Annotated in this window: 25 protein-coding genes; 6 read left to right on the forward strand and 19 right to left on the reverse strand. The window is 41.6% G+C overall.

Annotated features, from left to right (window positions below; genetic code table 11):
• Nucleotides 1–142: 142 nt before the first annotated feature.
• From Q8G36_RS07485 to spoIIM, 12 genes are all read right to left on the reverse strand, one after another.
• Entirely contained in the window at nucleotides 143–1,432 is a 1,290-nt protein-coding gene (locus Q8G36_RS07485) for an NCS2 family permease (RefSeq protein WP_305162673.1), read from the reverse strand.
• 287 nt (nucleotides 1,433–1,719) lie between these two features.
• The gene (sigF, locus tag Q8G36_RS07490) at nucleotides 1,720–2,487 is read right to left on the reverse strand and encodes an RNA polymerase sporulation sigma factor SigF (RefSeq protein WP_034308137.1); all 768 of its coding nucleotides are present in this window, start codon (nucleotides 2,485–2,487) and stop codon (nucleotides 1,720–1,722) included.
• A 13-nt stretch (nucleotides 2,488–2,500) separates the two neighbouring features.
• The gene (spoIIAB, locus tag Q8G36_RS07495; RefSeq protein ID WP_034308139.1) at nucleotides 2,501–2,941 is read right to left on the reverse strand and encodes an anti-sigma F factor; all 441 of its coding nucleotides are present in this window, start codon (nucleotides 2,939–2,941) and stop codon (nucleotides 2,501–2,503) included.
• Between the two features lies 1 nt (nucleotide 2,942).
• Nucleotides 2,943–3,293, reverse strand: a complete 351-nt coding sequence (spoIIAA, locus tag Q8G36_RS07500) for an anti-sigma F factor antagonist (RefSeq protein ID WP_305162644.1) — start codon at nucleotides 3,291–3,293, stop codon at nucleotides 2,943–2,945.
• A gap of 131 nt (nucleotides 3,294–3,424) precedes the next feature.
• On the reverse strand, nucleotides 3,425–4,591 hold the full coding sequence (locus tag Q8G36_RS07505) for a D-alanyl-D-alanine carboxypeptidase family protein (protein WP_305162645.1): 1,167 nt from the start codon (nucleotides 4,589–4,591) through the stop codon (nucleotides 3,425–3,427).
• Nucleotides 4,592–4,797: 206 nt separating this feature from the next.
• Nucleotides 4,798–6,102 carry a pyrimidine-nucleoside phosphorylase gene (locus tag Q8G36_RS07510; RefSeq protein ID WP_305162646.1) on the reverse strand — a complete coding sequence of 435 codons (1,305 nt, stop codon included), beginning with the start codon at nucleotides 6,100–6,102 and terminating at the stop codon, nucleotides 4,798–4,800.
• A 67-nt stretch (nucleotides 6,103–6,169) separates the two neighbouring features.
• Entirely contained in the window at nucleotides 6,170–6,982 is an 813-nt protein-coding gene (locus Q8G36_RS07515) for a purine-nucleoside phosphorylase (protein ID WP_305162647.1), read from the reverse strand.
• The gene (gene deoB, locus Q8G36_RS07520; protein WP_305162648.1) at nucleotides 6,983–8,185 is read right to left on the reverse strand and encodes a phosphopentomutase; all 1,203 of its coding nucleotides are present in this window, start codon (nucleotides 8,183–8,185) and stop codon (nucleotides 6,983–6,985) included.
• Nucleotides 8,186–8,483: 298 nt separating this feature from the next.
• Nucleotides 8,484–9,377 (reverse strand): site-specific tyrosine recombinase XerD, encoded by an 894-nt coding sequence (xerD, locus tag Q8G36_RS07525; RefSeq protein WP_305162649.1) that lies wholly within the window; start codon nucleotides 9,375–9,377, stop codon nucleotides 8,484–8,486.
• Between the two features lie 5 nt (nucleotides 9,378–9,382).
• Nucleotides 9,383–9,610: a YqzK family protein gene (locus tag Q8G36_RS07530; RefSeq protein WP_057914302.1), complete on the reverse strand. Its 228-nt coding sequence runs from the start codon at nucleotides 9,608–9,610 to the stop codon at nucleotides 9,383–9,385.
• Nucleotides 9,611–9,778: 168 nt separating this feature from the next.
• The gene (locus tag Q8G36_RS07535; protein ID WP_034311309.1) at nucleotides 9,779–10,228 is read right to left on the reverse strand and encodes a Fur family transcriptional regulator; all 450 of its coding nucleotides are present in this window, start codon (nucleotides 10,226–10,228) and stop codon (nucleotides 9,779–9,781) included.
• Nucleotides 10,229–10,347: 119 nt separating this feature from the next.
• The gene (spoIIM, locus tag Q8G36_RS07540) at nucleotides 10,348–10,995 is read right to left on the reverse strand and encodes a stage II sporulation protein M (RefSeq protein ID WP_034308157.1); all 648 of its coding nucleotides are present in this window, start codon (nucleotides 10,993–10,995) and stop codon (nucleotides 10,348–10,350) included.
• 142 nt (nucleotides 10,996–11,137) lie between these two features.
• On the opposite strand from spoIIM, the gene Q8G36_RS07545 reads away from it, so the two are divergent.
• Nucleotides 11,138–11,701: a GNAT family N-acetyltransferase gene (locus tag Q8G36_RS07545; RefSeq protein WP_305162650.1), complete on the forward strand. Its 564-nt coding sequence runs from the start codon at nucleotides 11,138–11,140 to the stop codon at nucleotides 11,699–11,701.
• A gap of 37 nt (nucleotides 11,702–11,738) precedes the next feature.
• Here the strand turns inward: Q8G36_RS07545 and Q8G36_RS07550 are convergent, their stop codons facing one another.
• Together Q8G36_RS07550 and Q8G36_RS07555 are read right to left on the reverse strand one after the other, a co-directional pair.
• Nucleotides 11,739–12,920 carry an endonuclease Q family protein gene (locus Q8G36_RS07550; protein ID WP_305162651.1) on the reverse strand — a complete coding sequence of 394 codons (1,182 nt, stop codon included), beginning with the start codon at nucleotides 12,918–12,920 and terminating at the stop codon, nucleotides 11,739–11,741.
• The gene (locus Q8G36_RS07555; RefSeq protein ID WP_305162652.1) at nucleotides 12,921–13,472 is read right to left on the reverse strand and encodes an NUDIX hydrolase; all 552 of its coding nucleotides are present in this window, start codon (nucleotides 13,470–13,472) and stop codon (nucleotides 12,921–12,923) included.
• Between the two features lie 75 nt (nucleotides 13,473–13,547).
• Between Q8G36_RS07555 and mciZ the strand changes: the two genes are divergently transcribed.
• The 3 genes from mciZ to Q8G36_RS07570 all read left to right on the forward strand — a co-directional run bounded on the left by mciZ (nucleotide 13,548) and on the right by Q8G36_RS07570 (nucleotide 15,370).
• Nucleotides 13,548–13,709, forward strand: a complete 162-nt coding sequence (gene mciZ / locus Q8G36_RS07560; protein WP_076365517.1) for a Z-ring formation inhibitor MciZ — start codon at nucleotides 13,548–13,550, stop codon at nucleotides 13,707–13,709.
• Between the two features lie 56 nt (nucleotides 13,710–13,765).
• Nucleotides 13,766–14,674, forward strand: a complete 909-nt coding sequence (locus tag Q8G36_RS07565) for an aldo/keto reductase (RefSeq protein WP_305162654.1) — start codon at nucleotides 13,766–13,768, stop codon at nucleotides 14,672–14,674.
• 270 nt (nucleotides 14,675–14,944) lie between these two features.
• Nucleotides 14,945–15,370: an Ohr family peroxiredoxin gene (locus Q8G36_RS07570; RefSeq protein WP_053535641.1), complete on the forward strand. Its 426-nt coding sequence runs from the start codon at nucleotides 14,945–14,947 to the stop codon at nucleotides 15,368–15,370.
• Between the two features lie 378 nt (nucleotides 15,371–15,748).
• Here the strand turns inward: Q8G36_RS07570 and Q8G36_RS07575 are convergent, their stop codons facing one another.
• On the reverse strand, nucleotides 15,749–16,186 hold the full coding sequence (locus tag Q8G36_RS07575) for a MarR family winged helix-turn-helix transcriptional regulator (protein WP_305162655.1): 438 nt from the start codon (nucleotides 16,184–16,186) through the stop codon (nucleotides 15,749–15,751).
• Between the two features lie 162 nt (nucleotides 16,187–16,348).
• The gene (locus Q8G36_RS07580; protein WP_095389715.1) at nucleotides 16,349–16,609 is read right to left on the reverse strand and encodes a YqkE family protein; all 261 of its coding nucleotides are present in this window, start codon (nucleotides 16,607–16,609) and stop codon (nucleotides 16,349–16,351) included.
• 130 nt (nucleotides 16,610–16,739) lie between these two features.
• Between Q8G36_RS07580 and Q8G36_RS07585 the strand changes: the two genes are divergently transcribed.
• Nucleotides 16,740–17,639, forward strand: coding sequence for an alpha/beta hydrolase (locus tag Q8G36_RS07585; RefSeq protein ID WP_305162656.1), 900 nt, complete (start codon nucleotides 16,740–16,742; stop codon nucleotides 17,637–17,639).
• A 42-nt stretch (nucleotides 17,640–17,681) separates the two neighbouring features.
• Here Q8G36_RS07585 and Q8G36_RS07590 read toward each other — a convergent pair whose 3' ends face one another.
• The 3 genes from Q8G36_RS07590 to Q8G36_RS07600 form a co-directional block, all read right to left on the reverse strand.
• Entirely contained in the window at nucleotides 17,682–18,005 is a 324-nt protein-coding gene (locus tag Q8G36_RS07590; RefSeq protein ID WP_305162657.1) for an iron-sulfur cluster biosynthesis family protein, read from the reverse strand.
• 222 nt (nucleotides 18,006–18,227) lie between these two features.
• A complete protein-coding gene (locus Q8G36_RS07595) occupies nucleotides 18,228–18,560 on the reverse strand; it encodes a YolD-like family protein (protein ID WP_305162658.1) in 333 nt (110 codons plus the stop codon).
• Between the two features lie 26 nt (nucleotides 18,561–18,586).
• The gene (locus tag Q8G36_RS07600; RefSeq protein ID WP_305162659.1) at nucleotides 18,587–19,846 is read right to left on the reverse strand and encodes a DNA polymerase thumb domain-containing protein; all 1,260 of its coding nucleotides are present in this window, start codon (nucleotides 19,844–19,846) and stop codon (nucleotides 18,587–18,589) included.
• Nucleotides 19,847–20,259: 413 nt separating this feature from the next.
• On the opposite strand from Q8G36_RS07600, the gene Q8G36_RS07605 reads away from it, so the two are divergent.
• Nucleotides 20,260–20,919: a C40 family peptidase gene (locus tag Q8G36_RS07605; RefSeq protein WP_305162660.1), complete on the forward strand. Its 660-nt coding sequence runs from the start codon at nucleotides 20,260–20,262 to the stop codon at nucleotides 20,917–20,919.
• Nucleotides 20,920–20,947 lie beyond the last annotated feature (28 nt).

The following is a 20,947-nucleotide window of genomic DNA, read 5'->3' on the forward strand; positions in this document are numbered from 1 at the left end:
GAGCCCAAATCTCTTAACCTTTGGTCAAAATTTAAAAGGGAATTTCAAAAGGGGTTCGGAATTTTTTAATTCCGAACCCCTTTTGTCTACAAACTGAGACATGCTGCAATGACAGCATGTCTTTTTGATTTAGATTCATACTTTAATGAGTGGGGAAGAAGACCAGCTGAACCAAAAATATCAATCCAAAAATATAAATGAGCGGATGTACCGATTTTCCTTTTCCACTGAATACCTTCATAAGGGGATATGTAATGAACCCGATTGCAATCCCTGTAGATATACTTGAAGTAAGCGGCATCGTTAAAATGATCGCAAATGCCGGAAATGCCTCATCGAAAATTTTCCAATTGACTTTAGCCAGCCCTTCCATCATGAAACATCCCACGATGATCAAAACGGGAGCTGTGATTGCTTGAACTGAAGAAATTGCCGATATCAATGGCGAAAAGAAAATCGATACAGCAAACAAGGTTGCCACGACAGTTGCGGTTAATCCCGTACGTCCGCCTGCGGCCACCCCCGTGCTCGATTCCACATAGGCAGTCGAAGGGCTTGTTCCAAACATCGAGCCGACTGTCGTCGCAATCGCATCACCTAAAAAGGCTTTCTTGGCACGAGGGATTTTCCCATCCTTCGTTAGTCCTGCCTGTTCCGTCACGCCAATCAAGGTTCCTGTCGTATCAAAGATCGTCACAAGTAAAAAGGCGAAAACAATTGAATATAAAGAATTCGTGAAGACACCGGCAATATCGATATCGAAAAATACCGGTGTTGGAGGTACAGATAAGACCCCATCGAAGTTGAGCAAACCGATAAAGTAGCCAATAATTGCCGTAATGATCATACCAATGAAAATTGCCCCTTTAATATTACGGGCCATAAAAATCAAGGTAATAAATAAACCTGCTAACGCTAAAACGGTTCCAGGCTGATGCAAATCGCCAAGTGTCACCATCGTTGATTCATTAGGCACTACGATTCCAGCATTTTTCAATCCGATAAACGCAATGAATAAACCAATTCCGGATGTGATGCCATATTTTAATGAGTTAGGAATCGCATCAATTATCATTTTACGCAAGCTTGTCACGCTAATTAATAGAAATAGTAAACCAGCAATGAAAACCGTACCGAATACGGTCTGGTATGAAAGGCCCTGTGCCCCCACCACGCTGGCAAAGTAAGCATTCAAACCCATCCCTGGTGCTATCGCAATCGGGTATTTTGCAACGAGCCCCATGATAAGGGTACCAATCACCGCTGATATGACCGTTGCCATGAAAACTTGTTCAAATGGAATTCCGATTGAAGACAATAAAGCCGGATTCACAATAAGGATATAAACCATAGTTAAAAATGTCGTAACACCCGCCATGACTTCTGTACGGACATCCGTCCCATTTTCTTTCAGGGAAAAAAACTTTTCCATAAACATATTTTAGACCTCCAGATCTAAAGGAAACACCGACAACCGTTTGCACGAAAAAACAAGGTGTCCTAATATTGTACTGCATCGTCGTTTTCCTGATCATTATTCATTGAAAGAAAGATAAAAAACGAATGAAAAACGCGACCTTTACTATAATATTCGTTTTTATTCCTAAATTCAACTAAAAATTCGACCCCATTCATATTTTCATCCTACCTGATAAGAATCACTTTTACTTTTTCCTAAAATCAATATTTATTTTCAGCTCAATAAAAAAACCACATGAATCACTGATTCATGTGGTTTTTCATTTGCTGAAGAATCTTCTTTTCCAGCCTAGACACCTGAACTTGGGAAATACCAAGCCTTGCCGCCACTTCCGATTGCGTCTGATCTTTATAATACCTCAGGAAAACAATCAGCCTTTCACGTTCATTCAATTCATGTATGGCTTCTTTCAAAGCGATTTGATCGAACCAGGATGTTTCATTATGGTCGGCAATCTGGTCAAGAAGAGTAATCGGATCTCCATCATTTTCGTAAACCGTTTCATGAATGGATGAAGGGCTCCTGCTAGCTTCTTGGGCCATAATGATTTCCTCTGGCGACAGCTCTAGATGTTCCGCCAATTCATTGACAGTCGGAACACGGCCATACGTCTTTGAAAGTTCCTCTTTGGCCCTGCGAATTTTATTCGCCATTTCCTTTAATGACCGGCTTACCTTAACCGTTCCGTCATCACGGATAAAACGTTGGATTTCACCAATGATCATAGGCACAGCATACGTTGAGAATTTCACTTCAAACGATAAGTCAAATTTATCCACGGACTTCAACAGACCAATACAGCCTATTTGATAAAGGTCATCCGGTTCGTAACCTCGATTGAGGAATCTTTGCACTACTGACCATACAAGCCTCAGATTGCTATTGACAATCAGATTCCTCGCATCTTGGTCACCGCTCTGGCTGCGTTGGATTAAATTCCGCAATTCCTCATCTTTTAAATGGGGCTGGCCTTTCTTGCTCTTCTCGTTTTTAACCTCCACATCCATATGCAAGTCTCCCTTAATTGCACAAAGCTCTGCTTGTAGTTAAGTGCTTTTTTAATCGAATGATCGTGCCTTCGCCCTTATGGGAAATTATATTGATTTCATCCATGAAGTTTTCCATGATGGTGAATCCCATACCGGAACGTTCAAGTTCGGGTTTTGTCGTAAATAACGGCTGTTTAGCCTCCTCGACGTCCTCAATGCCCAGTCCTTCATCCCGGATGGTCAATTCCACAGTATCGCCTTCGATGACCACTGAAATGTAGACCCAACCTTCCGGGTCACTCTCATACCCATGGATAATCGAATTCGTAACGGCTTCTGACACGACAGTCTTGATCTCTGTCAATTCATCCATCGTCGGGTCCAATTGGGCAATGAAAGCCGCAACAGTTACCCTGGCAAAAGATTCATTTTGGCTAAGTGCAGAAAATTTCGTTTCCATTTTATTTTTCATCTTAGGCAACCCCCAGTCTTTGCAAAGCGTTTTTTTCGGATAGTTCCATTTTAACAATTTTAAACAACCCTGACATCTCAAATAACCGCTTTACTGCTGGAGAAATTGCACAGACCACCATTTCACCTTGCTTTTTGTTTACCTGTTTATAGCGCCCTAAAATAACTCCGAGCCCTGAACTGTCCATAAAATCCAATTCTTCCATGTTAAGGATGATATGCTTGATATTATGCTTTTGAATGGCTGCCTCTGCCTGGTTTTTCAATTTTTCTGCTGTATGATGATCTAAATCACCTTTGAGGCGAATGCACAATACGCGATTTTTCGCCTCCATATTAACTGTAAGACTCATTATATACAGCCTCCTTCACTGTCTTATAAAGAGTCAAATTCTCTTTTTCACCTGCCGATTCCTCCTTACTAGCAAAACTAGTGGAGTTTCGCCTAAATTAGTACGATTAACAGGCAATGCGACAATTTATTCTATTTCGCTTGGGTAAACATGCCGAAAGCCCGTTTATACAATTGCCACCAGCTGGCATTTTCAACAGTTTCCTTCGCAACAATCGGAGATTCGACATACACCTTACCGTTTTTCTTCAATTCAAGCGTACCAATTTCATCACCTTTTTTAATCGGGGCATCCAAATCTTTATCAAGCGTGATTTTTTTTGTAAAGTCCTTTGCCGTTCCGTTTTTGGCTGTCAAAACTGAAATAGGTTCACTTGTGACTCCCACCACGGATTTCTTGTTTCCTTTACTTACCTTGGCTTCACCTAACACCTCGCCGCGCTTATAAATCGGGTATGTGATGTATTGTGAAAATGCATAATCCAGCATCTTGGTAACCTGAGCGTTTCGTTCCTTTGGAGAAACGGCTCCGAAAACGACGGCAATGACACGCATATTCCCTTTTTTGGCAGTCGCTGTCAAACAATACTTCGCTTCATTTGTGAATCCTGTCTTCAGTCCATCGACCCCAGGGTAGAATTTCACTAATCTGTTCGTGTTGACCAGCCAGAATTTCTTTTCGGTATTTTCACGGAGATAATCTTCATATGTACCCGTGAACCTCGTAATCGTATCGTATTTCAATAATTCCTTCGCCATGATCGACATATCATGTGCCGAACTGTAATGATCTTTAACAGGAAGGCCTGTTGCGTTTTGGAACTTTGTATTTTTCAACCCGAGGTCTTTCGCCTTTTTGTTCATTTTCCTAACAAACTCTTCTTCCGAACCTTCTAGACGTTCAGCCATCGCCACCGATGCATCATTCGCCGAACCAATCGAGATGCCCTTGAGCATTTGTTCTGTGGTCATTTCTTCACCTGGCTCAAGAAAGATCTGGGAACCGCCCATCGAAGCTGCATACTCACTAGTCCTGATTTTCTCCTTCATGCTAAGTTCGCCTTTATCAATTGCTTCCATGATCAGCAGCATCGTCATGATTTTCGTCATGCTTGCCGGTGAAAGACGAACGTCTGCATTTTTATCATAGAGAACAGTACCTGTATCCCGTTCAATCAAAATAGCTGATTTAGCATTTGCCGCCAATTCGACTCCTTTTTCTTCAGCTGCTTTTGTATGCGGGATGCTAAAACCCATTGCTACCAAAACGGTTAAAAATAGAGAAAGAATCCGCTTCATCTCCATACCCTCCAATCTGTATAGATTTTATTTTTTCCATTAAACCCATTTTTATACAAATAAAGATGAATTTTGAACATATACTGGATATAGGGTAACAAAGTGAACCAAATTAAAAGAGGATGCGCATGGGCATCCTCTTTTAAAATTCAATGGGATAAACGTAAAAAAGGCCGCTCAAAAGCGCGGCCTTTTTTGGAAAATGTTTATTCCATGATTTCTTTATAGATCAATGTAGGTTTTTCTATTTTCTCTTTTGAAATCGCAATGCTATCATACAATTTTTCTTTTACCTTTGAAACATCTTCAAAATTACTGTAAATCGTCACAAGGGATTCACCTTTTGCCACGGTTTCCCCGATTTTTTTACGAAGTACCAGTCCGACTGCCAAATCAATCTCTGATTCTTTTGTCGCCCGCCCGGCACCTAACAGCATGGCTGCCGTTCCTACTTCATCAGCAATGATTTCCGATACATATCCATCCTCTTTCGCTTCCAGCTCGAAAGTATGAGCAGCCTGCGGTAGCTTTTCCGGCTGATCTACAACCGAACCATCGCCTCCCTGCGCTTCTAGGAAAACCTTGAATGAGTTAAGTGCAGAACCATCCTTAATCGCATTTTCCAGCAAGGTTCTTGCTTCTTCCAGCGAGCTTGCCTTTTTGGCAAGGTATACCATATGGCTTCCTAGTGTTAAAGAAAGTTCCGTTAAATCTTCCGGTCCCTCTCCTTTAAGCGTATCGATGGCTTCCTTCACTTCTAAAGCATTTCCGATTGCGTAACCCAACGGTTGGCTCATATCGGAAATGACAGCCATCGTGTTTCGCCCCACATTGTTTCCAATGCTAACCATTGCATGCGCCAACTCTTCGGAATCTTCGAGAGTTTTCATGAAAGCGCCCGCTCCCGTTTTAACATCAAGTACGATTGCATCAGCACCAGCGGCGATTTTCTTACTCATGATCGAGCCAGCAATCAAACCGATACTGTTAACGGTAGCCGTAACATCGCGCAATGCATATAACTTTTTGTCGGCTGGTGTCAGGTTACCACTTTGACCAATTACAGCTATCTTATTTTTATTAACAAGTCGAATGAACTCGTCATTTTCTATTTCGACATGAAATCCTTTTACAGACTCCAACTTATCGATCGTTCCGCCTGTATGGCCAAGCCCGCGTCCTGACATCTTTGCCACTGGAACACCTACAGCAGCAACCAATGGTCCAAGCACTAGAGTCGTGGTATCGCCAACACCGCCTGTTGAATGTTTATCGACCTTAATTCCTTCAATCATCGATAAATCAATTTGATCTCCTGATTCGACCATTGCCATGGTTAGATCAGCACGTTCCTGCTCATTCATGCCTTTGAAATAAACAGCCATTGACCAAGCGCTCATTTGGTAATCCGGAATCGATCCATCGGTAAACCCTTTGATGATGAACTGTATTTCTTCTGTAGTAAGAGACTTTCCATCACGCTTTTTCTCGATTAAATCTACCATTCTCATATTAGAATCCCCACTTTTTCAAAGACACCGCTTCTCTTTAGGTGTACTTGTATTTTTTTGGTTCGTTTTATATGTCTTTAACGATATGCTTAACAAATTCAAGAAAACTGCTTTTCACTTTTTCAGTCGTTTCAATTACCTCTTCATGCGACAAAGGCTGATCCAGAATGCCTGCGGCCATATTGGTAAGGCATGAAATTCCGAGCACCTTCATACCGCTATGCCTAGCTACGATAACTTCCGGAACTGTCGACATACCAACTGCATCCCCCCCAAGGATCCTTGCCATTTTCACTTCTGCAGGTGTCTCATAGGTTGGTCCTGTATTTCCGATATAGACACCTTCTTTAATATCCAATCCTAGTGAAGCTGCTATTTTTTTTGCTTGCGTCCGAAGGTCTTTATTATAAGCCTCCGACATATCAGGGAATCTAGGGCCGAAACGCTCTTCATTAGGACCAATCAATGGGTTTGCCCCCATTAAATTAATATGATCCGTAATGAGCATCAAGTCACCTGGTTCATAGCTTTCATTAACGCTTCCGGCAGCATTCGTTACGATTAACTGCTCAACACCCAGAAGTTTCATTACACGTACAGGAAAAGTGACCTTCTCCATGGAGTAGCCCTCATAAAAGTGGAAACGTCCTTGCATGGCTACAACTTTTTTGCCACTTAAATGTCCAATGACAAGCTGTCCAGCGTGTCCTTCAACAGTCGATACCGGGAATTCCGGGATTTCGTGGTATGGAATCGTTATGGGATTTTCAATTTCATCCGCCAATACTCCAAGTCCGGAACCAAGAATCAGTCCTATCTCCGGAGAGCCTTCAATTTTACTTTTTATAAATGACGCAGCAGTCTCTATTTTATTAAACATCTATTTAATCTCCCCTAAATTTAGATCGCCCAATATATTTTTTCCGAAGGCAGGCATTTTCACATCAAAATTAGCAGCGACCGTCGCCCCAATATCAGCAAATGTATCTCTTATCGGGAGTTCGGCACCTTCTGTAAATCGTTTGGAATAGACTAATAATGGTACATATTCACGTGTGTGATCGGTTCCTTCATGGACCGGATCATTCCCGTGATCGGCAGTGATGATCAATAAATCATCCTCTTTCAGTTTATCAAGGACTTCCGGCATCCGGGCATCGAATTCTTCCAATGCCTTTCCGTATCCCTCTGGATCGCGGCGGTGACCGTATAAAGCATCGAAATCGACTAGATTAAGGAAACTTAACCCTTTGAAATCCTGTTCTACCGTTTGGATTAATTTATCCATTCCATCCATATTGGATACGGTCCTTAATGATTCAGTGACGCCTTCCCCATCAAAGATATCCGAGATCTTCCCGATTGCGAGAACATCATATCCAGAATCTTTCAATTCATCCATCACTGTCCGGTTAAAAGGCTTCAATGCATAATCATGACGGTTAGGCGTTCTTTTGAAGTTACCTGGTTCACCTGTGAAAGGTCTGGCAATCACGCGTCCAACCTTGAACTCATCAGCCATTGTCACTTCACGGGCAATCTCACAAATCTTGTATAATTCTTCTATCGGGACAATATCTTCATGTGCAGCAATCTGTAATACGGAATCAGCTGATGTATATACGATCAGCGCACCCGTTTTCATATGTTCCTCGCCAAGCCTTTCAATGATTTCCGTGCCGCTTGCAGGGACGTTCCCAATAATTCCCCGACCCATCTTCGCCTCGAGTTCATTGACTAATAATTCCGGGAAACCATCTGGAAATACACGGAATGGAGTCGATATATTCAATCCCATGATTTCCCAATGTCCAGTCATCGTATCTTTTCCTGTAGAGGCTTCCTTCATTTTCGTATAGTATGCGAGAGGTTTCTGAGCTTTATCAATCCCCTTGATTTCACGGATATTGCCTAAACCCAATTTTGCGAGAGTCGGCATGTTCAATCCATTCATTTTTTCTGCGATATGGCCGAGTGTATCCGCCCCTTTATCGCCGAATAAATCTGCATCAGGTGCTTCGCCAATCCCAACTGAATCCATAACTATTACAAATATTCGTTTAAATGCTGAATTCCCTTTCATGAGTCATTCCTCCTAAAATAGTAAATCACTTTTTATACTCCCTATAATACCCTTATTCTGCTCAGTTACTCTTCATTTAAATGAAATCGCGAGAACGTCAGAAGTCTGACCTCTCTACATTGTAAACGATTACCATGATGGAGACAAATAATATATTTCGGAATGAAACAAAGTGCCATAAGATGTGCGTTAGAATCATCAGCACCCCTTATAGCAGTCAAGTCCACAAAGAAAAAAGGCTGCTCCTTCAACTGCCTCGCAGTTAAATTCACAACCTTTCTATCATTCTACTATTCTTTTAAGCTCGCGGATGGAATTTTGAATATACGTCCTTGATCCGCACGTTCGTAATATGTGTATAAATTTGAGTTGTCGAAATATCCGCATGACCAAGCATTTCTTGGACGGCACGTAAATCAGCCCCATTCATCAATAGATGTGTCGCGAAAGAATGTCTTAGTGTATGCGGTGTAATTTCTTTTTCAATTTGTGCCGATTTTACAAGTTTTTTTAGAATCTTCCAAAATCCCTGCCTTGTCAGCCTGTTTCCATGATGATTTAAAAAAAGTGAATCCGTCCTGTGCTTGGGGCTGGCCATTTTCCCCCGGGAACTTTCCATATAATGTTCAATCGCACCCAATGCAGTTTGTCCAATCGGAATGATCCTTTCTTTATTTCCTTTCCCTACACAACGGACAAAACCCATCGATGCATGGACATCACTCACATCCATGGATATCAACTCACTGACACGCATACCCGTCGCATACATCAGTTCTAGCATCGCCTTATCGCGTAAACCGAATTCATCCATTTTCTTCGGGGCTTCCAATAGTGCTTCAACCTCTTCCATGCTTAATACCTTTGGAAGGCTTCGTTCCGGTTTTGGCGTTTCTATATGTATGGACGGATCCTGATCGGTTACTTTTTCCCTTAGAAGAAATTGATGAAAAGACCGAATGGAGGCTATATGACGCGCCACCGTCTTCGATGATTTCCCTTGATCCTTCAAATGCACGAGAAAATGCAGGATGTTCACCCGCCGTGAATCATTCCAATCTTCAATGGTTTCAACATCTTTCATATAGCTCCAATACGATCTTAAGTCACGCTCATACGAGACGAGCGTATTCTTGGCAAGTCCTTTTTCAATGGTTAAAAAATGAATGAAATCCCTAATTTGATTCTCCATATTCATTACTCCCCGTTTAAATAAAACAACATTAAGCGTTCAAGCCATGCATCATCACCCGTATCAACAGCCTTCGATACTTTTACAGCCATGCCTTTCGGTTCATCATAACGATGATAACTTTGATATTCCTGATTTAACCATACCATTCCTATATAAAAAAGAACAGTGAAGCTAACAAAGAGAACCATCACTTTAGCCGTGTGCAAAACAAGCGATAATGATGTTTTCATCAACTTTCCCCTCCCATTAGATCCTTTGTATCAATCTATGCCCAACAGGACAAGTTTTATACGTGTTTCGGAAAGGAGAAAACAAAAACAGCTTTTACTTGAGAAAATAGGTTTTTAAAATGCAGAAAACCTTCTCCATTAAATGGAAAAGGTCCGACTTCATTCACCTTAATTTTCTTCTTTGTCATGACATCGATGACAAATGCCATGAAAGGTTAATCTATGGTCTTTTATCTTGAAGTTCCAGTCGCGTTCCACAATGTCTTCTACGTCTTCAAGTAGGTCTTCCTGGATCTCATCTACCGCACCACATTCCACACAAACAAGATGATGATGGAAATGCGCAGCTCCTTCTTGTCTTAAATCATAACGGGAAACCCCGTCTCCAAAGTTAATTTTATCTACTATCTTCAATTCAGTCAGCAACTCTAGCGTACGGTAAACTGTTGCCAATCCAATTTCCGGCGACTTTTCTTTGACAAGGAGGTAAACGTCTTCTGCGCTTAAATGATCCTCTTCATGCTCAAGTAAAACGCGGACGGTCGCTTCTCGCTGAGGCGTTAATTTGTAGCTGGACGAGTGTAACTGCTTTTTTATCCTATCAATTCTGTTTTCTATTTCCATACCTAATATTCCCTCCCGCGCCGCTATCCTATCCATTATATCAAAAGAGGGAAAACTGTCAAAATAGATTTCTTATTAATGATAAAAAAATTTGCGGGAGCGGTAAATTTCCATCAATGACCCAATAAACTTACGACATTTTTCATTAAAGAAGGGGATAGGTACGCTTCAAATGCAGCAGCAGTAATCAAAAATAACCCCGACAAAACCAATGAGAAAATATACCGTGAAATTATCGGCTTCAGCGGTTCACGAACCTGCTTAAGGAAAATCCGGCTGATCATTTTCATGGATAGTGAGACGGCAAGGACGGTTATCACGATGAATATCGGGACGATGAATATATTTTGGGGCAGAATGGCGACAAACGATAATAAGAACCCGCTCCATCCCATTTGATTGACTAAAAAGCCGACTGTGAACCCAACAACCATCCCTTTTATAAATAACAAAACCAGGATGACAGGCAAACCGATGACCGATATTCCGAGAATCCAGATGACCCCGATATATTTTATATTATGCATAATACTTTGGCTGAACATATCATGCGAAGATGCAAATTCACCTTTGGATACTTGTCCGAAAAATTGCGATAAATAATAGAACAAGTCTTCCTTTTGGGTAAAGCTCAAACTATTCACCAATATTGCCCCAAAAATGACACCCATCAAAAAAAGCACAGTGATAAAGACATATAATGAGGAATGTTCGTTAATGTGTTTCATTACGGCATTTTGTACGACAGATTTTTTTTTCATCTTTCATCCTCCCAACTCCGCTTACTAGAATCTATGTTTTCACTCTCTCATTTATGCTAAGAAAACTTTCTCCAACAGCCGAACATCTTGAACCTGTTTTATGTTATAATTTTCCACATATATATATATATGGAGGCAGGATATGAAAGCTATATTAATGGACTTTCCCGAAAAAATTGAAACCCCGCGATTATATCTAAGACCTTGTCAGCCTGGTGATGGCCTGGACCTTTACGAAGCCATTGTCCATTCTAAACCTGAATTGAAACAGTGGCTGCCGTTTGCCCATCAAGATGTTTCTTTGGACACTTCTGAACAGAACGTCCTTAAGTCTTTTGCGGACTTTATTTTAAAAGAGGATATCAGACTCCATATTTATAGGAAAGAAGACGATCAATTCATCGGCTCCACTGGTTTGCACCGAATTAACTGGGATATCCCTAGATTCGAAATTGGCTATTGGATTGATACGAGATACAGTAAACTAGGCTACATAACGGAGGCAGTGGAAAAGTTAACTAAATTCGCCTTTTACCATTATGGCGCAAAACGAGTCGAAATCCGCTGTGACCCTAATAATATTGCCAGCAAACGGATTCCTGAGAAGCTAGGGTATACCCTTGAAGGAATTTTGCGTAATGACTGCCTTAGTGCAGACGGCAAGGAAGTGCGGGACACCTCCATTTATGCAAAAACAACAAACTAAAAAAGTCCTGACAGATCTCATCTGTCAGGACTTTTTTTCAGGTTAATTCCTTTTTGACCTTTCCGTACTTTCCTCCGCCCCCCACTTCAAAAGAAAGCGTCCCTTTTCTGGCAGAATCAATGTAGCCCGCCAATTTTTCAGGAACGATTTCCATAAGCTGTTCAAGCGTAACTTCATGAAGGATATTCATCTCTGTTCCAAATGCCACCAGCAGTTTTTCCATGGATTTAGGTCCGAGTCCTGGGATGAAATCGAGTGGTACTTGATGGATATATCGCGGCCTTTCCCTACCGTTTCTTCCGTCCATCTCGGAATTGGAGAGTTCTTCGATCCTGGACGATACCCCTTTAATAATGGATTTATTACCACACTTGGGACATTGTTCACTATCCCTCAATACCTGGTGTAAACACCCTGAACATACAGTTTGATGATACTTTCCCAATAAGGGGTTCAATCCATAATTAACGGTCACCTTACGATTCCCTTTTTCTTTAAGGGCTTTTGCCAGCTCATTGAAACTTGGTTCTTCAAGCAGGACTTTTTGATATTCACGAGCGATTTTCCCAAGCGAATGCGCATCTGAATTTGTTACGAATACATAGGAGTCCAACTCCTCGATATCCTTGACCATTTCTGTATCTGAACTTAAACCAAGTTCGATGGCATCAATTAGCTTCGGATCGAATACTTCTGTCAGACTGGATCGCACCCCTTTTCCATATAAGCTTTTAAAAGGGGTAAAAACATGTGCCGGGATAAACAGGCCGCCCAGTGACTTCACGATCTTTTGCAGCGTTCGTCCATCACAATAAATCCTTTGGGAGCTCAAGGTGATATTTTTAACATGTCCGCTCATCCACGAGGAGAATTCCTTCATCGCTTTTAAAGTGGGAAAATAGGCGAGGACATGGATCGGTCCATTACAATTCTGATCATAAATTTCAATCTCCGAGCCTGGAATGATGGTTGTATTCTTGTATTGAAGTCCGCCTTCAATCTTTTCCGTGATTTCACCATCCAGAATCCCCGCTTCGATCTCTTCGATAATTTCAGGTGAATGGCAATCGATTATACCGATTAGATCAAGGCCCTTCCTTTCACTTGCCACTTGCAGCACATTGCTGAACGTTAACGTTTTAGCACCTGTTATTTTCACGGCCCTTCCGCTTCTCGTTCTGCCTATATGGATATGCAGGTCGGCGTAAAACTCTTTCATTTATGATGTCATCGCCTTTTTCAATTGCAGATACTGAACTGCATATGCCGTTTTGGCATCCTGGATCTTTCCTTCATCCATGTACGTTTGAGCTTCCTCCAACGTGAGTTCAAGCATCTCTACAAATTCATCTTCATCCAGTGGGGCCGCATTTTCTTTCTTTTTCAAATTGTGGGCCACATACAGGTGGACCAATTCATCGGCGAAACCTGGGGATGTATAGAAGGATATGATGTGCTCCATTTTTTCACATTCATAACCTGTCTCCTCTTCCAGCTCCCGTTCAGCCGACAGAACCGGTTCTTCGCCTTTTTCCAGCTTTCCTGCAGGAATTTCCACTAAGCTTCTCTCCAGCGCTTTACGGTACTGTTCAACCATGATGATTTTATTTTCTGCCGTGAGAGCTATGATGGCAACCGCTCCCGGATGTTTGATTATTTCACGTTTACCCGTTTTCCCATCAGGAAGCTCTACATCATCCACTTGCAGGCTGATTACCTTTCCTGTGAAGATTTTTTCCGAAGACAGCGTTTTTTCTTCAAATTTTTTCATCCTGACCACTCCTCTGTTCTAATTGCAGCATGATTCCTCATACATTTTACCATAATAAAGATGGAGGGCGATTTAATGAAAGTTTACGTATTGGAAAAAAGCGTTACTTTATCCGGAAAGAGTTGGGAAATCCTTCAAAAACTAAAACAATTACAAAATCAATATGTCTATATCAATGATTGGATTGCCGACATACACGATCAGGTGCCGCCCACTCCTTTAAAACGAATCAAGTGAATTCTTTGAGTGAAATGGGTTTCTCCTTTACAATGAACGTAAAGGGAGTGGATAACATGAAAAAACGCAGACTAGGAAATTCTGACTTGCTAGTTTCTGAAATCGGGCTCGGATGCATGTCATTGGGGACTGTTGAAAATCAGGCATCCGAAATCATACAGGCCGCTTTAGATGAAGGAATCAATTATTTTGATACTGCTGACTTATATGATTTCGGTATGAATGAAGAAATCGTCGGAAAGAATTTAAAATCGGTTCGCGATAAGGTATACATAGCCACCAAGGTCGGAAACCGCTGGAATGAAAATAAAGATGCCTGGAGCTGGGATCCGTCTGGCGCTTATATTAAAACGGCAGTAAAAGATAGTTTAAAGCGATTGGGAACTGATTATATTGATCTTTATCAGTTACATGGCGGCACGATTTCAGACAATATCGGAGAAACGGTAGAAGCATTTGAAGATTTGAAAAAAGAAGGCTATATCCGGTATTATGGAATTTCCTCGATTCGTCCGAATGTAATCAAGGAATTCACTGAAAAGTCTGAGCTTGATTCCGTGATGATGCAGTTTAATCTACTCGACCGCCGCCCAGAAGAGTGGATGTCCCTTTTGGCCAACAAACAGATCAGCATGATCGCCCGTGGCCCCCTTGCCAAAGGGCTGCTCAGTGAAAAAATGCTTGAAAAGGCAAATGAGGATGGATACCTTGACTATAGCTATCACGAACTTAAAGATTTGCTTCCGCAAATAAAGGACAAACTTTCTGATAGGAAGTTGAATGAAACGGCACTTCAATATGTATTGTCCCATCCAAGCGTCGCTACCGTTGTACCAGGAGCAAGCTCAGTACAGCAGCTCCGTGAGAACTGCCAGGCCGCTAACAGTCCTTCACTGTCCAAAACCGAGTTGGATATCCTGAAGCAGTTGACCAAAGTGAACAAATATGAAAGTCACCGGGATTAAAAAGAATAGAACTGAACTAAATTTTCCAAAGGAAAAAGGCTGACTATCTCCGTTTAACCAACGTGATAGTCAGCCTTTTTCCATTCCATCGTTTTTTTTGCCCTACTGCTTCTGTACCTCTTTCAAGTTTCCCATCATTCTAATCCCTTTCCAAACCAATTTTGATCGATAACTTCATACAAATGGTTTTTCAACTTTTTTCATTGGACATCCTAAATTTAATATTGTACAATTCAATTGTGAACAATTAAAAATAAGGGAGAAAAAATGATGACAAAAACATTATTTACAACATCTGTAACAGTTGATGGCGGAAGAGAAGGAACGGCAATTTCTGCTGACGGCAACTTCACGGTTGATATTGCGATGCCTGGAACACCAAGGGCTAAACAGATGCCTGAAGCATCTAATCCGGAACAGCTTTTTGCAGCTGGGTATGCTGCATGTTTTGATAGTGCTTTGCAATCAGTTGGTAAAATTGAACGCGTTTCTTTCGATTCCAAAGTCACCGCAAGCGTCAGCCTATTGATGGGTGAGATGCATCAGTACAGCTTGGCTGTAACTTTGGCTGTGAAGGGATCCGGGGTCGACAAGGAGACTTTCGAAACCCTTGTTCATAAAGCACATCAAATGTGTCCTTATTCAAAAGCAATCAACGGCAATGTGGACGTCGCCTTTGAAATAGATGTAGATTAACGGCCTTCTTCTTGAATTCCAACAAAAAGACGCTTGGGGTTACCAAGCGTCTCAGACTGCAGACAAACTCGAAGAAAACCGAGTTTGTCTGCAGTTTTTTATTTAAAAAAGTTTCAGCTAGTTTTCAGAAATCCGCTCCCTTTCCGCCGACTGGCTGCCAAGCCGCATCAAAGCAAGTGTCTGTGGGGTCTCGGTTAGCCAGTTATGCAGGAGTGTCGCAAATTTCTTCAATCCAGTGAGGTTTCATCCCATATAGAAACGTGAAAATTCATGAAAGATAACCAAGTCTTCTTTTAGAATCATGGTTTGGGATTAGACCATTCCGAATCTCCTTTTTTCAACAAACTAAGATCCATGGGGTTACCAAGCGTCTCTTTGCTAAAATTTCTGTAAGGTTTTCAATAGTTGGAGCAGCGAAGCTTTTAAATCCTCAACCACCTTCTTATCATCACCCGACATAGCTGAAATGCGATCGGGAATGAAACAGGCCTCTTCCTGTAACCCAAGTCCCTTTTCCGTCAACTTAATCATGACAGACCGTTCATCTTCAGTCGAACGTTCACGGACAATCAAGCCATTCTGCTCCATTCGTTTCAACATGGGGGTAAGCGTTCCTGAGTCGAGGGCAAGGAGCTCCCCTAGTTTTTTTACTGTAAGTGTATCCTGTTCCCATAATAGAAGAAGAACCAGATATTGAGGATATGTCACTTCGAGTTTATCAAGCAGCGGTTTATATTTCTTCGTCATTTCCCTTGAACTTGCATAAAGCAGGAAACATAATTGGTCTTCCAGTACTTTTTCTATTTTACTTTGCATCATATCACCAGCTAATAGTAGTCCATCCGATATGAAAGCATATCGAACTTATCTTTAATATAATCGTTATACTTTATAAAATAAAGGAATATCAGCAAGGAATGGTCTTCCTGAACAGAAAAAGGGAGCCAGCCCTCTAAAACTTAAACTGCTCCCTGTTCTTCATTTATAGTTCTTCCAGTTCAGATTGCTTTCACCCAATAGTTCTTCGAATGATTTATTCTTCTCCCGCCGCTTTCTTTCTTCGCGTTTTTTTTCTTCTTCCGCTGCCCTTTTCTCTTGTTCAGCCTCATTAAGTTCTTTTTGCTTTTGACGAAGCTGGGACATGATATCTTGATTGATCATATCACCAAGTTTCAATGAAGATGAATCTTTATCTTGGTTTTTGCTTTGGTTTTGATTTCGCGGCTGTTTCTTTTTCATCCTTAAAACCTCCTGGCCATTTATGAAGTTATTATATCACGACTGCCGTTTTCCTCGTCATGGTTTTCAAACAGTGTTTTCCCATTTTCCTCATGGTAAAATAAAGGAAATCAACCGAGGAGGATCTCTCATGAAGAAATGGTGGCTTACACTGGCCGGAATCCTAACGTATATCATCGGCGTCGGCATTTATTTTTCCAATCGGATCATGTATATGAAAAAGAAGGAAGATGATTTTATCCAGAATCGTGAAATCATGGCTAAACGCCTGATCAGGGAGGATTTTGATAATCTTCCTAAAACGGAAATTTGGGTATCGTCACCATCCGGATATTCCTTGAAATGCTTGTTTATCGAGCCGCACGACACCAATAAGTGGGTGGTCATTTCTCATGGTGTGACGGAGAACAAAGTCAATTCGATTAAGTACATGAATATTTTTCTTAAGCGGGGCTTCAATGCCATCATTTATGACCATCGCCGGCATGGGGATTCCGGGGGCAAGACGAGCAGTTACGGACATTATGAAAAATTCGACCTGAAGGCTGTAATCGATGAATTGAAAAGACGTAAAGGTCCCGATCTTCATATTGGCATCCATGGAGAATCCATGGGGGCCGTAACCCTGCTTTTATATGCCGGAATGCTTGAAGATGGTGCGGATTTTTACATTGCCGACTGTCCATTTTCAAATTTCGAGGATCAGATCAAACACCAGCTCAAGCATGAAGTCCCATTTCCTTCTTGGACCGTGTTTCCGCTTGGGCGTACGTTCATCAAACTCCGTGACGGATATTGGACCAATGAAGTGTCCCCAATCGATTATATGAAAAATATCCGAAACCCCGTGCTCTTCATCCATAGTGAAAATGACAGTTTCATCCCCGCTTCCATGACAGCGGAATTATATGCAGCAAAAGAGGGCCCAAAGCAGCTTTACATCGCTAAAAAAGGGGCCCACGCTCAATCTTATAATGAAAATCCAAAAGAATATGAAGATCAAATCGATCAGTTTCTAAAACTTGTCTGAGAAGAAAAGAGAGGGTATCCAAGATCCCCTCTTTGCTTTTAGTCAGATTTTATTAAAAAAGCTCATCCTCGGATTTAAGATTTGATTCGGACTTTTCAATTGAAAGCTGTTCGCTTCCGGAACAAAGTCTATTTTCATGACTTCATCAAGAAAAATCATTTTTGATTTCTCCACATATAGAGGAATCCCGTTTGTTTCCACTTTTTCGGTACCTTCTTCAGGTTCGTTGACCCACCATAGCGCGGTCACACCACTTACCACGCAGCCACAGCCATCAGTATCATATTTCAACTGTAAATACCCTTCTTGTCCCTGTATCTTACCCGCTATTTTCTCAGCCGCTGTTTCCGTCCATTCAATATACATGATTACATCCTCCCGGTGTCTTTGCATTCCCCCATTATAAACGATAAAAACGCTTCTGTTAAAGAAACTGCCTGCTTCCTTTTGCAAGATCAGCCCACACGATAATCACTTTTTTCATTGACGTGCTAGCAGATGCCGATTCTCTTACGCCCCGTGATTCCTTTCATCACGATGCCGTTTTTAAAATGAAAGGCTGTACCTTGGGAACAGCCCTTCCGCCCATCATTCCATTATCCTTACATCTGCTATATCGGAAAGCCTGATATAGTGAGCCTGCTGAAACCGATCAACGATATGAAGCTTTTGGGTGAGCTCATTATAATAATGGATCCTGCCGATTAACAGCTGATACCGGTTTCCTTCATAATGAGCAATCGTGACATCCTTTCTTTCCTCCATCGCTTCCCCCATTACCGCATTCATTTCTTCCAGTTGCTGCTCATCCAAGATGCGCTTCGTTTCATAGCCATCCTCCCCCACCCAATCCCGAAGCATCTTCACATGCTCCGGCAACATCATCGATGTCCATTTGATACGGCCGCGATCACGAATCATTCTTTTCCCTCCCTTCAAAGTCAGCCTTACGCCTTATGCCCACCAAGCAGCTTGCTTCGGTAAACGGCTGTACCTGCTTCTGTATACGAAACTGCACGCAATAACGATTTGGCTCCATATTTGTGGCGGATTCGATCAACCGTGTAACTCAATTCCCGCTTCTTCCAGCGCGAAGCATCGAATAAAGTCAGCTGCATTTCGTTATCATCCACAATATTCGAGAGTCTGACCTCTATGCTCCGAACCGTTTTTTGCTTATAGTTCCCATGAAAAAGCTCCAGGCAAACTTTATATAACTCCATCGTAATGTTGGTCGGTTCGCTAATCGAACGCGAACGATGGAAACCTCCGCCAAACTCATCCTTGCTGTAACCAATGCTTAGGCTCACCGTCCTCCCTGCCTTGCGATGGGTGCGTGCCCTTCTTCCAACTTCTTCGCAAATTTCCAGCATGACCTGCTTTACCTCATGCTCCTCCTTATAATCCCGCAGCAGGATTTGACTTTTGCCGAAGCTCACCTGCCCTTCGATGATCGCTGCCCCCATATCGGATAAATCTATTCCCCACGCATGGTGGTAAAGCTGATTGCCCATGATCCCAAACTTCGCTTCAAGTAATTCAAGATCATAATTGGCAAGCTGCCCAACCGTAAATATTCCCATTCCATGAAGGGTTTTTTCCACACGCCTGCCAATCCCCCACATTTCATGAAGCGGGGAAATCGGCCAAAGTTTGCTTGGCACATCCTCATACTTCCATTCTGCAATCCCTTTATGTTTGGCCTCCAAATCAAGGCAAAGTTTTGCCATAAGCATGTTCGGTCCAATTCCAATGGCACAGGGGAGCTGTAATTCCCGTTCGATTTCATCCTTTATCTTTTCAGCTATCATCCGGGCATCTCCCCATAAAGAAGCGGCACCATCGACTTTCACAAAACTTTCGTCCACACTATATACGTGAATCGCTTCTTTGGGGACATAACGGTTGAACAAGCGGGTGATTTCCGTCGAAACCCTTAAATAGGTCGCCATTTTAGGTTCAACGACGACAACCCTCGGATCATTCGGGATCTCAAACATCCGCGAACCTGTCTTGATGCCAAATTCCTTCTTCATTTTTGGAGAAGCCGCGAGCACAATGCTCCCTGTCCTCTTCAAATCACCAACCACCGCCAGATAACAATCAAGCGGGTCCAGACCAAGCATGACCGCTGAACAGCTTGCATAAAAACTTTTCATATCGATACACATAATTGATTGTTTCGGCATCGTCCCATAATCCATCATTTCTTCACCCTAACAAGAATATACGTTCGCTTTTATTATATTCATAACTTTAACCGAATATACGTTCTTATTCAATGGAAGTTTTCATACAAATTTCTACTTTTTATTGTAATTTCCTTGAAAAATATAAAGGATACTAAAAATGGATTAAATACCATATTTAAACTACTTATCCAAATAGTTTTTTTAAAAAGAATCAATTGGTAGCTTGAATAATTTTTAATGGATCAATATACTCAGTTTTTTAAAATTCCCCACCCCTTTTCAACAGTCTTTCGTCTATTTAATTTTAGTCTTATTACTCATTTTTTGTAATGAAACTGTAACCGAAATTATGTCTAATTGTCATAATGGTATTGTAGGATAATATTGTTAAGAATAATAGAGAGATAGATAGAGAGGAAATGAAAATTATGAAGAAATGGATCGCTTCAGCTGCTGTTGCATCTGCCATGATGCTAACCCCACTGCAAGCCTTTGCCAATATTGGAGACCAAACCCTCAGACCCGGAATGACACATAGTGATGTCAAACAACTACAACAACTTTTAAAAACCAAAGGTTATTTCACATATTCAGGTTCACTGACTACATATTATGGTACCTATTCTGTATCCGCAGTAAAAAAATTCCAAAAAGCCAAAGGGTTAACTGTCGACGGTATTGCCGGCCGAGGCACATTTAATGCGCTTGGTGTTTATAATGTCAATAATACAAGCTTGATCAGCTATGCAAAAACCTTAATAGGCAAACCCTACAAATGGGGCGGTACAACACCAACTGGATTCGACTGCTCAGGCTTCGTCTATTACGTATTCCAGAAATCACAAGGAATTACCTTACCGCGTACAACATCCTTACTCTATTCCAATACGGGTTTAAGAGTATCTTCACCATCTAAAGGTGATCTTGTATTCTTTGATACTTCTTCCGGAAGAACAGGAGTATCCCATGTTGGGATCTATATCGGAAATGGTCAATTCATTAGTGCTACGTCTTCTAAAGGAATAACCATCACGGATATGGATAATCCTTATTGGAAACCAAAATATTTAGGTGCGAAAACTTTATAAAATCCAGGACATGAGCTCATCCTTGTGA

The sequence above is a fragment of the Peribacillus frigoritolerans genome, assembly GCF_030676415.1.
GTDB classification, from domain to species: domain Bacteria; phylum Bacillota; class Bacilli; order Bacillales; family DSM-1321; genus Peribacillus; species Peribacillus frigoritolerans_A.